This window comes from Pseudoalteromonas sp. Angola-30 (assembly GCF_028599215.1).
Taxonomy (GTDB): domain Bacteria; phylum Pseudomonadota; class Gammaproteobacteria; order Enterobacterales; family Alteromonadaceae; genus Pseudoalteromonas; species Pseudoalteromonas atlantica.
On record NZ_JAQREI010000011.1, the window covers coordinates 92,624 to 106,421 of the forward strand.

Below are 13,798 nucleotides of genomic sequence, written 5' to 3' on the forward strand. Positions count from 1 at the left end.
TCATTTACTCCGTTACCGTGTTACTGCATATTGCATCTAGCTCTTTTACAAACCATTTGTACGCGACTAACCCTGTGAATACATTACCGATTGCAGCGCCAATAAATAAACCAATCAAGCCACCTAGCATACTGCCTACATAAGCAAAAGGCAGGTAAAAAACAAACAAACGAATAATACTTAAAAACAATGCATTCATAGGTTTGTGTAAAGCATTAAACGATGAATTTGATAAAATGATCACCCCTTGAAAACCATAACTTAGCGGTATGGTGTATATAAAGAGCTTAATAACATCGATTACAGCTTGTTCTTTACCAAATAATTGGCTTATTACCCCTGACAGCGCAATGAGTAAAATATAAATAGCAAATTGCCATATCATCACAAATTTAAGCGTACCAATGTACGCCTCTTTTACGCGGCCTAATTTACCCGCCCCAAAGTTTTGGCTAACAAAAGGAGGCAATGTCATCGATAAGGCCAGCACTAAAATACTGGCAATTGATTCAATACGGCTGCCCACACCAAAAGCGGCAACCGCTTCGGGCCCATGATTGGCAACGAGTGCGGTCATCACTGCCATTGCTACTGGGGTAAGCATGTTAGCCCCCGCTGCGGGTAAACCTATTTTAAGTACTTTTTTAATTGCACTGGCCGCAGTTTGATTACCGGCTTTTAAGCTTAATAGCCGCTTTTTAACACCCAGCACATATAAAATAATGATAACCGCTACGCCCCAGGCAATAACACTGGCAATAGCGGCCCCTTGAATGCCTAATGCCGGTACTGGGCCCCAGCCAAATATCAAAATAGGATCGAGTATGGCATTAATCAGCCCTGCCCCACCCATTACTATACTGGGTGTTTTAGTATCGCCACTGGCTCGTAATACCGAATTACCTATCATGGGGGTAATTAAAAATACGCTGCCAATAAACCAAATATTCATATATTCATGAATAAGTGGCAGCACTAATTGTCCGGCCCCTAATAAAGTGAATATTGGGTCGATTAGTAAATATCCAACAAACGAAAGTAAAATAACTAATAGTAGCGCCACAATAAGCGACACACTGGCATCAAAACGCGCCTCTTCTATTTTATTACAGCCTAAGGCTTTCGCTATTACCGCAGATGTACCAATACCTAAACCTATGGCTAGGCTTATTACCGTAAAGGTTACCGGAAACGTAAAGCTTACCGCCGCAAGGGGCTCTGTGCCCAACATACTGATAAAAAATGTATCGACTATATTGAACATCATTAGCGTGACCATGCCAAATATCATCGGGATGGTCATTTTTTTCAATGTAGGCAAGATGGGATCGTTAAGTAAATCTGGGCGTGATTGAGAATGTGAAGTTTCGCGCATGGAATAAATAAGCCTCTTTTACTGAGCGAGCCATTTTAAAGCATCATAGCAATTCAAGCCACGGATTTATCAATGGATTTCATACTAATAATAAAGCAACAATTAAAAAAATAGCTAAAGTTGAATTTTTAAGCATTTGTGCACAAATACGCCCTTAGAGCGCCAAAAAACAATAAGTGAACATTTTTATTACTTTTTTAACATTTAACCCTGCAAATTCGCTGAATTTTTACACAGCGCGGTATTAATCTTTATCGTAACGAATTAATTTACTCATCGTTGCATGGTAATTCGGCATGCATTTATAACCCTATGTTTTTTATAGTAATAAAAAAATCGTTTTAAAAGCTTGAAATCGTTGTAGCGCCCTAAAACTCTGGTCGGGACAGTGTTCTTAAAGTTTCATAAACAGAGTTATCCACAGAAACCGTGGATAACTCAGCTGAGCCCGCATTTATAAAGGCTTGCGCGCTGGCTAAAATTCAGCTCAGGTCCAACCTTTGCTCAAAGTTAAAGTTAAAAACTTATCGATGCTTGCAAACAAAAAATTAAGCTAAGCCAAATCTTTGTGCCTAATACAGCTATAAGTGACTTAATTAGTTAACGCAAATATTTAGCAACTTATTGATTGTTTTGTTTTTGTACAGCTTTTTAAAATAAAGTTTTCAGCCACGGCTTTATTAGTTTAACCCCTCTTAAATACCGTAATACGAAAAAACTACCCTACTGGATTTTTTAAAAAGATCTGCTAGCTAAATTTATACTCGGTTTTATGACAACCAGGTTAAATACAAATTTACTGATTTGCCGCGATAAATTTTGTCTCAGCGGTATTTTTTACACATAAATTAAACAATGGCTATTTTATCGGCGATGTTTTTTTCACATTGGTGTGAGTCTAAATAGAGATTTACCGCCGTGTTTTGCATAAATAGAGTTATAAAATGCGCAGATCGAACATAAAAACAACGAATAAACTTCTTTTTTAAATTTATGACTTTTATATGTTGACACTTTGCGGCTCCATCATTAATATTTCGCCCCGTTGAAAGGCATGACGCTTCCCCCTTAGCTCAGTTGGTTAGAGCGACGGACTGTTAATCCGCAGGTCCCCCGTTCGAGTCGGGGAGGGGGAGCCAAGTTTTTCAATCATAAACGATTCCCCCTTAGCTCAGTTGGTTAGAGCGACGGACTGTTAATCCGCAGGTCCCCCGTTCGAGTCGGGGAGGGGGAGCCAAGTTTATGTTTATGATGTAGTTCCCCCTTAGCTCAGTTGGTTAGAGCGACGGACTGTTAATCCGCAGGTCCCCCGTTCGAGTCGGGGAGGGGGAGCCAAATCATAAAATGACATCTCTATTTGTTCCCCCTTAGCTCAGTTGGTTAGAGCGACGGACTGTTAATCCGCAGGTCCCCCGTTCGAGTCGGGGAGGGGGAGCCAATCATAAGAATTTCATAGACATTTCAGTAATTTTCCACTACTCTTCTGCTTTATAACTAAAACATAATATCTATTCTAATGTGTTGCTATTAGTTGAATGATCAAGGACCTGATTCCTTTCCTTTTGAACTATTAAAAGATTGATAACATGGCTGGCTTTAAAAAACTTATTTTTATACAAATCCTGTCTTGGCTTGTATGTGTTGCGGCTGGAAGCTACTTCATATCTGTAAGCTTTAATAATGCAGTAAGTGAAGCACAAACTTCAGCGCAAACCAGCGTAACACGTTACATTAACAGCTTAACAAGTGATGAGCTTTCGCCTGAAAGTATAAAAAAAGCGATTGGCGATGGTAAAACGTTTTCAAGCTTTATACTAAGAGACTACCAAGGGGCTGAGGTATTTTCAGTTAACTCCCCTACCCAGCTGCCCATGTTTGCTGAATTTATTCAATCTAGCTTTAATTCGGTTCGCCCACAGTTTGCCGTTAACGACGCTGCAGATATAAAAGTAGAATTTACCCTCAACATTGAACGTTTAGCGCAGCAGCTACAAACCTCGTTATTTATAGTTATATTTATTTCTGCCTTTTTAGTGATTATTCCTATCATATTAATGAAGTCTATTTTTCTTAGCTTAAATAAAAATATCAGCATGACCGTAGCCGATGTAATAGACATTTACATTAACCAAAATCAAATTGGCGACGACTTAGACACCGCACTTGATGCCAGTAAAATGAAAAAGCTAGGTAAAGATTTAGTCCCGAGCTTTAATCGCCTTTCGCATTTTTTAAAAAATAAAAATGATGATATTCAAAACGCTGCCCTAAGTATCAAACAAGAAGCCTATAAAGATGTAATTACCGAATTAGGTAACCGTAATATGTTTGTTGAATATTACGAAAAACACATCGAAAACAGTGAGCGCAGTACGTTTGGATCGTTAGCGCTTGTACGCTGTAGTGAGCTGCAAACTATAAACCAAAGCCGTGGCTACCAAAAAGGTGATGACTACGTTAAAGGTGTGGCGGATATAATTAAGCATATAAGCGGCACTTACACCGGCAGCCAAGTATTTAGGCTAAATAGCTCAGACTTTGCCATTGTACTACCTAATACCCCACTTAAAGAAGCAGAGCGTTTTGGTGAAAACCTGCAATCGCGCTTTACTCAATATCAACAAAACCAAGAGCTAAGCTCTGTGGCTAACACAGGTATTGTGGGCTACGAAAAAGGCAAACCGCTGGGTGAGCTATTATCGGTTGTCGATAACGCAATGAGCATGGCGCAATCTAAGCAAGTAAATGCATGGCATGTGCAGCGCGAAACCGATTTAGTTAATAATGTAAGTGCAGGGTTTGGTAACCAAAACTGGCGTAAAGTGATTAACGAAGTGATTGAATCAAAACGTGTTCACTTAGTAATGCAAAATATTATGCCGCTGGGTAAAAGCATTAAGGCGTATGCAGAGATACAAGTGCGCTTTAAAACCGAAGATAACCAAGTGCTTCCTACGGCCTCGTTTTTAGCCATGGCTGAAAAACTCGATATGGCCATAGAAATTGACCGCTTAATTATTGACTCATCACTTGAAAAAATTAAAAGCCGTAACCTCTCTGAAAAGTTTTTTGGCCTGAATGTAACCGCCTCAAGTGCACATAACGATCAATTTGTTATTTGGTTAGAGCGCCGCTTATTAAAAGATACGCATATAGCCTCTAAATTAGTATTTGAAGTAAGTGAGTTTGGCCTACAGCAAAATATTAAAGCCAGTAAACGTTTTATTGATATGGTGCATCGCGTAGGTGCCCGCGTAACGGTTGAACGCTTTGGTGTAGGACTAACGTCGTTTAAGTTTTTCCGTGATTTAAAACCAGACTTTATTAAAATGGATGCAAGTTACACCCGCGGCCTAGAGGATGATAAAAACAATCAATACTTTATGCGCCTAATGGTTGATTTAGCCCACCGCATTGGTGTGAGTGTGTTTGCAGAGGGCGTTGAAAGCCAAGAAGAAAAACACATAGTAGAAACGCTTTGCCTAGACGGCGTACAAGGTTATTACATAGAAAAACCTAAAGATATTTAGCACCTCTCCTTAATTAAAGTAAAAAAGAGCACATGTGCTCTTTTTTGCGTTTAGCTGTTTAATTTTTCGCTTACTTTAAAATCACATAAATTTTACAGCTTTGTGATCGCTTAATTATTTTACTGTGTTTATTTAACTGATAACGACTCGCATATGTTGTTTATCGGGGCAGAAAAAAGGATAATACACAGGATTTTAATAGCGCGAGGCACACATGACAGAATATGTCTTGTTATTGATTGGAACCGTTCTAGTTAATAACTTTGTATTAGTACAATTTTTAGGCTTATGTCCATTTATGGGTGTATCAGGCAAGCTTGATACCGCTATTGGTATGTCTTTAGCAACCACGTTTGTGCTTACTCTTGCCTCTGTTACAAGCTATTTAGTTAATCAATATATTTTAGCGCCGCTAGATATCGAATTTTTACGCACCATGAGCTTTATTTTAGTGATTGCCGTTGTGGTGCAATTTACCGAAATGGTTGTGCGTAAAACTAGCCCGACTTTATACCGTTTACTGGGTATATTTTTACCGCTGATCACTACTAACTGTGCGGTATTAGGTGTTGCGCTTCTTAACATAAAAGAAGATCACACCTTTTTACAATCGGCCGTGTATGGTTTTGGCGCAGCCGTTGGCTTTTCATTAGTACTTGTATTATTTGCAGCGCTGCGCGAACGCCTTGCTGCTGCAGATGTTCCTACCCCGTTTAAAGGCGCCTCAATAGCCATGATCACCGCCGGCTTAATGTCGATGGCGTTTATGGGATTTACCGGATTAGTGAAGTTTTAATATGACCTTAATGTATGCCTTGATAGCGCTTGGCTCGCTAGCGCTTGTTTTTGGACTTATTTTAGGCTTTGCAGCTATTCGCTTTCGTGTAGAAGGCGACCCAATTGTTGAGCAAATAGATACCATTTTACCGCAAACCCAGTGTGGCCAGTGTGGCTATCCGGGCTGTCGCCCCTACGCTGAGGCAATTGCCAACGGGGATGAAATTAATAAATGCCCACCAGGCGGAGAAGCAACGGTTAAAAAGCTAGCCGATTTAATGGGCGTAGAGCCTAAACCGCTTGCCGGTGGCGAACAAGCAGAGCCGATAAAAACAGTGGCCTATATTCGCGAAGACGAGTGCATAGGCTGTACTAAGTGTATTCAGGCATGCCCTGTGGATGCCATTGTCGGTGCTACACGCCAAATGCACACTGTACTAATAGAAGAATGTACCGGCTGCGATTTATGTGTAGAGCCCTGCCCTGTAGATTGCATTGATATGCTGCCTATAGCCGAAACAAAACAAAACTGGAAATGGCAACTTGATGCTATTCCTGTCACGCAAATAGATTAGAGGTTTGAGTGGAAAAGTTACTTGAACAAATTAAAAAAGGCACTGTTTGGGCATTCCCGGGCGGCGTGCATCCACCACAACAAAAAACACTCTCTAACAGTGCGCGTATTGCTAGGCTTCCTCTACCTGATAAGTTAGTTGTACCAATTAAACAGCACATTGGTGCTAACGGTAAATTAATTGTAGAAAAAGGCCAACAGGTATTAAAAGGCCAAGCACTTACCGTCCCCGTTGCGAATTGGTCTGTGCCTGTACATGCGCCCAGCTCTGGCACCATAACAGATATTGCTTCTATGCCTTCAGCGCATCCATCGGCTTTACCTGAGCTAAGTATTATTATTGAGCCTGATGGCAAAGATCAATGGTGCGAACTCACCCCAACACCTAACCCAAGTGAGCTTAGCCACGATGAATTAGTCGATATAATTCATCAAGCAGGTATAAGTGGTATGGGTGGAGCAGGCTTTCCTACTTATGTAAAAGCCGATATAAAACAACCTATTGAGTTTTTAATTGTTAATGCTGTTGAGTGCGAACCATACATAACAGCCGACGATGTGTTAATGCGTGAACATGCCAAGCAAGTAGTGCAAGGCATTGAGCTAATGCAACAAATTTTAAACCCGACACTGTGTATTGTTGGCATTGAAGATAATAAGCCCGAAGCCATAGCGGCTATGAAAACTGCCGCAGAGCACAACGCCAATATTGTTATTCAAACGGTGCCTACTGTTTATCCATCGGGTGGCGAAAAACAATTAATTAAATTACTTACAAACCGTGAAGTACCCAGTGGCGGTATTCCTGCCGATATTGGTATTTTAGTGCACAACACAGGAACTTTATTTGCTGTGCAGCAGGCAGTGTACGAAGGTAAACCGCTTATTGAACGCGTTGTTACAGTGACAGGTAACACCATCCATAATGCAGGTAATGTATGGGCACTATTAGGCACCGAAGTTAAGCACCTGCTTGATTGCCAAGGTTTTTCACCCGTACCCCAGCAGCGCGTTGTAATGGGCGGGCCGATGATGGGCTTTACCTTACCGACTGTGCGTATTGGGGTAATTAAAACCACCAACTGTATTTTAGCCCCCGATCATAAAGAGCTGGCAGAGCCTGGCCCTGAAAAAGCTTGTATACGTTGTAGTGCCTGTGCAGATGCCTGCCCTGCTTCGTTATTGCCACAGCAACTACAATGGTTTGCAAAATCAAAAGAATACGACAAATTACAAGAGCACAACTTATTTGATTGTATTGAATGTGGCGCGTGTGCGTATGTATGCCCAAGCGAAATTCCATTGGTGCAGTATTACCGCGTAGCAAAAGTAGAAATAAAAGAGCAGCAAGCCGAAAAAATTAAAGCCGATAGAGCAAAAGAGCGTTTTGACGCCCGTAAAGAGCGCCTAGAGCGCGAGCAACAAGAACGTCAAAACCGCCATAAACGTAAACCAGCGGCAAAAACATCAGATGAAAAACAAAAAGTAGCCGATGCCCTTGCCCGCGTTAAGAGCAAATCATCGGATGGCGATGAAAAATCAGCTGTAGCCGCTGCAATTGCCCGCGCCAAAGCAAAAAAACAGCAAGGTGAAGAGCTAGAGCCAGATAACAGTGAAGTAGCTAAAGAGCGTGCACTACGTAAAGAAAAAGCACGTAAATATAAAGAACAAAAAGCTGCCGAGGGCGAGTCATCACCAACACCTGATGATAAAAAGTCAGCCGTAGCTGCTGCTATTGCCCGCGCTAAAGCGAAAAAAGCGGCGCAAGCTGAGCAAAGTGCAGAGCCACAAAACGATGAAGCAACCGCCCCAGCTGATGATAAAAAAGCAGCGGTAGCTGCTGCTATTGCCCGTGCTAAAGCGAAAAAAGCGGCGCAAGCTGAGCAAAATGCTGAGCTACAAAGCGATGAAGCGCCCGCCCCAGCTGATGACAAAAAAGCTGCGGTAGCTGCTGCCATTGCCCGTGCTAAAACTAAAAAAGCGGCGAAAGCTGAGCAAAGTGCAGAGCCACAAAGCGATGAAGCGCCCGCCCCAGCTGATGACAAAAAAGCTGCGGTAGCTGCTGCTATTGCGCGTGCTAAAGCTAAAAAAGCGGCGCAAGCTGAGCAAAATGCAGAGCCACAAAGCGATGAAGCCCCCGCGGCCGCAGATGATAAAAAAGCAGCGGTAGCTGCAGCTATTGCGCGTGCTAAAGCTAAAAAAGCCGCTAAAGCGGCTGCGCAATCCCAGCAATCAGATGAGCCAAGTGCTGCTGAGCAAACAGGTGAAGTTGAGCCTGAAAACTCACAAACACGCTCTCCTGCTGATGACAAAAAAGCGGCCGTAGCTGCTGCTATTGCCCGTGCTAAAGCAAAAAAAGCCGCTAAAGAAGCAGAGCAATCAGCAGCAAGTGAACACAGCGCACCTGAACACAGCAATGAGCCACAAACCAGCAGCGGTTCAAACTCTGAGAAAACGGCCTCTGAGCAAACTGCAGCAGAGAAGAAAAAAGCCGCCGTGGCCGCCGCAATAGCGCGCGCCAAAGCTAAAAAGTTACAAAAAGAAGGAAATGATCAGTCATGAAATTAACCATGGCCAGTTCGCCGCACAACCATAGCCATAAGTCGTTAACGCGATTAATGCTAACCGTAATTGCTGCGTGTATTCCTGGGCTAATAGCGCAAGTGGTATTTTTTGGGACTGGCGTACTTATTCAGTTAGTACTGGCACTTGTTGCTGTAAGCGTATTTGAAGCAGCCATTATGTTAATGCGTAAACGCCCTGTTTGGCCTGCATTGAGTGATGGTAGTGCTTGGCTTACTGGTGTGCTGTTAGCACTGAGTATTCCGCCGCTGGCGCCTTGGTGGGTCATTATTATTGGCTGTTTATTTGCCATTGTGATTGTAAAGCAACTTTATGGTGGGCTTGGGTTTAACTTATTTAACCCAGCAATGGCCGCATACGTACTACTTTTAGTCTCGTTTCCGGTGCAAATGACCGCTTGGTTACCCGTTACCGATTTACTTAATGCCCCAATTGGCTTTATTGACCAATTACGCCTTATATTTACTGATTTTACCGCTCTGGGCTTTAGTGTTGATCAAGTCCGTGCCGGCGTTGATGGCCTCACCATGGCCACCCCGCTTGATACAGTTAAAACCGATGTAGCTCATGGTCTAACTGTTAGCGAAAGCATGCAAAAACCGATTTTTTCTCAATGGGCTGGGCTTGGTTGGCTATGGGTTAACCTAAGCTTTTTAGCCGGTGGTTTATACCTATTAAAAGCTAAAATTATAAACTGGCATATTCCAGTAAGCTTTATAGGCTCACTAGCGCTGTGCAGTGCCATTGGCTATATTGCCGCGCCGGGTACCGAGCCGGGTATGGTATTTCATTTATTAAGTGGCGCAACCATGATGGGCGCATTTTTTATCGCCACCGATCCTGTTTCGGCTGCAACCACCAATAAAGGGCGCTTAATTTATGGTGCGTTAATTGGCTTGTTGGTGTATTTAATTCGCACCTTTGGTGGCTTCCCTGATGCGGTAGCCTTTAGTGTATTATTAATTAATATTGCCGTACCGCTGATTGATTACTACACCCAACCACGCACTTATGGCCACGGAGCAGTAAAATGATTATTTCATCAATGGCTAAAAATGGCGCGATATTAACCGCCTTTGCACTGATAACAACAGGCTTAGTTGCCTCAATTGATGCCTTTACCGCCGATAAGATTGCCGAGCAAGAACGCTTGCAACTAACCTCACAATTACAAGAGGTATTAAACCCAAGCAGCTACGATAATCAGCTCAATACAAATTGCGTAATTATGAGCGATGAACAACTGGGTCCTTACCCCGAGCAAGTTATTTACCGCGCTTATAAAAATCAGCAACCTGTTGCACTTGTAATAAGACACATAACACCTAGTGGTTACAGTGGCGATATTAACTTATTAACCGCCGTACTTGCTGATGGCACCATTGCCGGCGTTCGTACTACTAAGCACGAAGAGACGCCCGGCTTAGGCGATAAAGTAGAAGTTAAAAAGTCGCTGTGGATCACTACATTTAACGATTTAACGGTTCAAAGTGAAGACGATGCCCGTTGGGCGGTAAAAAAGGATGGTGGCCAGTTTGACCAATTTACCGGCGCAACAATTACCCCTCGCGCCGTGGTAGGCTCGGTAAAAAATGCCGTATTATTTGCAAAAACTAACTTTGACGCCATTTTTAAACAGCCTAATGCTTGCCAAGAGGTAACCCAATGAGTGAGTTAAAAACCTTATACAAAGAAGGCGTATGGGCTAATAACCCCGCGCTAGTACAGCTACTCGGTTTATGCCCGCTTTTAGCTGTTACATCAACTGTAACCAACGCGCTCGGCCTAGGGTTAGCTACTTTATTAGTTTTAGTAGGCTCTAATATTACTGTTTCAGTTGTGCGTAATTGGGTGCCTAAAGACATTCGTATTCCGGTATTTGTCATGATTATTGCAGGCTTTGTGACCATAGTTCAGCTACTTATGAATGCGTACACCTTTGGCTTGTATCAATCATTAGGCATATTTATTCCACTAATAGTAACTAACTGCGCCATTATTGGCCGTGCAGAGGCATATGCCTCTAAAAACCCTGTTCACCTGTCTGCATTCGACGGCCTAATGATGGGCTTAGGCTTTATGGCCGTACTGTTAGTACTCGGTGCAATGCGCGAACTGATAGGCCAAGGTACATTATTTGATGGAGCCGATTTGCTTCTAGGGCCATGGGCACAAAGCCTACGCTTGGAAATATTTAGTTTCGATAGCCAGTTTTTACTCGCTATTTTACCACCCGGCGCCTTTTTAGGGCTTGGGCTGCTAATAGCAGCAAAAAATGTTATTGACGCACAAATAAAATCAAAACAAGTAACGCCGCCAGAAGCCGAAAAAGGCCCACGCGCACGTGTTACTAGCTTAACTTAAGGGGAAAACGCATTAACGCTATTAGCTAATGCGTTTTAAGTTGCATGAATAAAGAAAAACGTCACCAAATACTCTCGCGCCTACGCGATGATAACCCACACCCAGAAACCGAGCTTGAATATTCAAGCCCATTTGAGCTACTAGTAGCCGTTACGCTCTCTGCACAAGCCACCGATGTAGGGGTAAATAAAGCCACCCGTAAATTATTTCCGGTTGCTAATACGCCACAAGCCATTTTAGATATTGGCCACGATGCGCTTCGCGATTATATAAAAACCATTGGCTTGTTTAATTCAAAAGCCGCAAACGTGTACAAAATGTGCCAAATATTGGTTGATCAACATAACGGCATTGTTCCCGAGAACCGCGAAGCTCTAGAAGCCCTACCCGGTGTTGGCCGAAAAACCGCAAATGTCGTGCTCAACACAGCTTTCGGCTGGCCAACCATTGCCGTAGACACGCATATTTTTCGTGTTTCAAACCGCACCAAATTTGCTATGGGCAAAGATGTAGTCGCCGTTGAGCAAAAACTTGAAAAGGTTGTTCCTAAAGAATTTAAAGTAGACGTACACCACTGGTTAATACTACACGGGCGCTACACCTGCGTAGCACGCAAGCCTAAATGCGGCAGTTGTATTATTGAAGACTTGTGTGAGTTTAAAGAAAAAACGGACTAATAATTGAAAAGCTATAGCAATAAATCACAATTATACAATTTGCTTTTAGCCATTACTTCAGCGTTTTTTATATGGCTCTCGAATGGCTTTATCACCTTTATTGCTTTTAACGAGTCTGTTGCAGGAGTGAAATTTGAAGAACTTTTGCTCATATTTTCACACGTCGATATTCTAAAAGTTTTGGCTTTTCCTGAGTTTTGGGAAGCTAATGCAAATCACTCTTTCATTGAGGCCCCTGGTTTATGGTTTGAGCCGATGACTATTGTATCTTCGTTAGGCTCATTACTTCTCATAGCTTTATTTTCTATGTATGTCAGTAAATTAAAATCTGAAACAATATCTTTATCATTACTCTTAATTGGGTTTTTATACTTGGTTGTTTCATGGGGTGTTTTGCTAGATGTATCTGATGCTAAGATGATTGGACCCTATTTAAGTATTGGCATTCAAGGCCTGTTATTACATTCGTTTATAAGTTGCCTAATTTGTGTTTTTACCTTATCAAAAAATGTATATTTTAAAATTAGTACTATTTAGTCTTTCTTTATTTAGTAGCTTTGCATTTGCAAGCGAAATTGATTGGCAAAGCAAAGCGGCTGATCATATTAGGTTAAATATAATTCTGTTTATTAACCTTGGCCTTTTCATTCTCATTTTGTTTTTCTCAATTCGTCATATTAAAAAATTAAAACGACTTAATATAACAATCACTAATGAATCGTTAATCGACCCTCTGACAAAAGTGTTAAATAGAAAAGGCTTTCATGAACAAGTTTCACGCTTAGATAAACAAAGTGGTTTTTTACTCATTGCAGATATAGATAACTTTAAACTCATTAATGATCGATTTGGACATAATGCTGGTGATAAAGTTCTTCAAAGGGTCGCTCATGCTTTAAAAGTTCAAACTAGAGAAAAAGATATTGTTGGACGATATGGCGGAGAAGAGTTTGTAGTTTTCTTTCCAAGCAATGATGTTGAAACCGTAAAAAAGATTTCACATAGGCTTGTATTAGCCATTGCTAGCCTTAATTTAAATGACATATCACCTGAATTAACAGGAGTCACAATTAGTGCGGGTGTAGATAAAGGTGATACAAAACTCTCTAAGTTTGAAAGGTTATATGAAAACGCAGACCAACTATTATATAAAGCTAAGGCTGCTGGTAAAAATCAAGTTATCGTATTTGATAACTAACAGATTAAGCCTTAGCTAATCCACTTCTAGTCGCACTGTAGTAATCCGGCATCTAATCGTTTAGCTGTCTGTCGAGTCTATATTATTTATAAATTGCGCCATATTTACTAAACGCTCACCGACAATAAATGCAATGGTGCGTTTAACCCAAGGAGTTGCGATATTTGTGTAGTTTAGTTTAGCTAAGACGCAGCTTGTAATTATTAAAAGTAGAAGCGATGACACGCTGTAAATCCAAACCATGTGTTGCTCTAGGTGTGCATACAAGTCAATTTCAAATAGCACATCAAAGCCAATAAACACATAAGCCATATAAAAAGGAACTGACATAAGCAACAACTTAGTTAGTTGTAATTTATGTGAGCAAAGGTGGTAAACGTCTTTTTGAAGTTGGCTAATTGGCTTTGCATAATCAATGTTAGCAATATGCACTATTTGGCCAATATTACCTGCAAGGCCAGCAATGGAAAATACACTCAGTATCAACGCAGATATTGAAGGCGCTGAAACACTAAAGTTATTTGCAATGTACTGCCCCAATAAAACAATAATAAAAAAGAAGGCTGCGCTTTCAATAATACGTGCCCACTTCATAGTATTAAGCTCTTTCATTTGGTTATTCACTTTTGTTTCGCTCAGCAGTGATTGGTTTATTGTAATGACCGATTCGTTAACACTATTTTGCTGCTGCCATGTGTTTTTAATGTTATCTAAATTCAT

At 41.5% G+C, this 13,798-nt stretch carries 12 protein-coding genes and 4 tRNA genes; 14 read left to right on the forward strand and 2 right to left on the reverse strand.

The annotated features are described in order from the left end of the window. Positions 1–4: 4 nt before the first annotated feature. Positions 5–1,375 (reverse strand): MATE family efflux transporter, encoded by a 1,371-nt coding sequence (locus tag PSH54_RS14035; protein WP_273606376.1) that lies wholly within the window; start codon positions 1,373–1,375, stop codon positions 5–7. 1,062 nt (positions 1,376–2,437) lie between these two features. On the opposite strand from PSH54_RS14035, the gene PSH54_RS14040 reads away from it, so the two are divergent. The 14 genes from PSH54_RS14040 (at position 2,438) to PSH54_RS14105 (ending at position 13,078) form a co-directional block, all read left to right on the forward strand. Continuing rightward, positions 2,438–2,514: transfer RNA gene (locus PSH54_RS14040), tRNA-Asn, on the forward strand. A 21-nt stretch (positions 2,515–2,535) separates the two neighbouring features. Continuing rightward, positions 2,536–2,612 (forward strand) — tRNA-Asn (locus PSH54_RS14045). A 21-nt stretch (positions 2,613–2,633) separates the two neighbouring features. Further along, a tRNA-Asn gene (locus PSH54_RS14050) sits at positions 2,634–2,710 on the forward strand. A 26-nt stretch (positions 2,711–2,736) separates the two neighbouring features. Next, a tRNA-Asn gene (locus tag PSH54_RS14055) sits at positions 2,737–2,813 on the forward strand. A 148-nt stretch (positions 2,814–2,961) separates the two neighbouring features. Next, positions 2,962–4,905 carry an EAL domain-containing protein gene (locus PSH54_RS14060; RefSeq protein WP_024034192.1) on the forward strand — a complete coding sequence of 648 codons (1,944 nt, stop codon included), beginning with the start codon at positions 2,962–2,964 and terminating at the stop codon, positions 4,903–4,905. A 214-nt stretch (positions 4,906–5,119) separates the two neighbouring features. Further along, complete coding sequence (gene rsxA, locus PSH54_RS14065; RefSeq protein WP_004589478.1) at positions 5,120–5,701, forward strand: electron transport complex subunit RsxA; 582 nt, start codon at positions 5,120–5,122, stop codon at positions 5,699–5,701. A gap of 1 nt (position 5,702) precedes the next feature. After that, positions 5,703–6,257 (forward strand): electron transport complex subunit RsxB, encoded by a 555-nt coding sequence (gene rsxB, locus PSH54_RS14070; RefSeq protein WP_273606377.1) that lies wholly within the window; start codon positions 5,703–5,705, stop codon positions 6,255–6,257. Between the two features lie 8 nt (positions 6,258–6,265). After that, positions 6,266–8,818 carry an electron transport complex subunit RsxC gene (rsxC, locus tag PSH54_RS14075; RefSeq protein ID WP_273606378.1) on the forward strand — a complete coding sequence of 851 codons (2,553 nt, stop codon included), beginning with the start codon at positions 6,266–6,268 and terminating at the stop codon, positions 8,816–8,818. Further along, positions 8,815–9,873, forward strand: coding sequence for an electron transport complex subunit RsxD (rsxD, locus tag PSH54_RS14080; RefSeq protein ID WP_064386453.1), 1,059 nt, complete (start codon positions 8,815–8,817; stop codon positions 9,871–9,873). Before rsxC ends, rsxD begins: the two co-directional genes overlap by 4 nt. Beyond that, positions 9,870–10,508 (forward strand): electron transport complex subunit RsxG, encoded by a 639-nt coding sequence (gene rsxG / locus PSH54_RS14085; RefSeq protein WP_004589482.1) that lies wholly within the window; start codon positions 9,870–9,872, stop codon positions 10,506–10,508. The genes rsxD and rsxG overlap by 4 nt, the downstream gene beginning before the upstream one ends. After that, positions 10,505–11,203 carry an electron transport complex subunit E gene (locus tag PSH54_RS14090; RefSeq protein WP_004589483.1) on the forward strand — a complete coding sequence of 233 codons (699 nt, stop codon included), beginning with the start codon at positions 10,505–10,507 and terminating at the stop codon, positions 11,201–11,203. Before rsxG ends, PSH54_RS14090 begins: the two co-directional genes overlap by 4 nt. A 44-nt stretch (positions 11,204–11,247) precedes the next feature. After that, entirely contained in the window at positions 11,248–11,880 is a 633-nt protein-coding gene (nth, locus tag PSH54_RS14095; protein ID WP_273606379.1) for an endonuclease III, read from the forward strand. A gap of 3 nt (positions 11,881–11,883) precedes the next feature. Continuing rightward, positions 11,884–12,417, forward strand: a complete 534-nt coding sequence (locus PSH54_RS14100) for a hypothetical protein (RefSeq protein ID WP_273606380.1) — start codon at positions 11,884–11,886, stop codon at positions 12,415–12,417. Further along, positions 12,368–13,078 (forward strand): GGDEF domain-containing protein, encoded by a 711-nt coding sequence (locus PSH54_RS14105; RefSeq protein WP_273606381.1) that lies wholly within the window; start codon positions 12,368–12,370, stop codon positions 13,076–13,078. Before PSH54_RS14100 ends, PSH54_RS14105 begins: the two co-directional genes overlap by 50 nt. Before the next feature lie 60 nt (positions 13,079–13,138). Here the strand turns inward: PSH54_RS14105 and PSH54_RS14110 are convergent, their stop codons facing one another. After that, complete coding sequence (locus PSH54_RS14110) at positions 13,139–13,798, reverse strand: hypothetical protein (RefSeq protein ID WP_273606382.1); 660 nt, start codon at positions 13,796–13,798, stop codon at positions 13,139–13,141.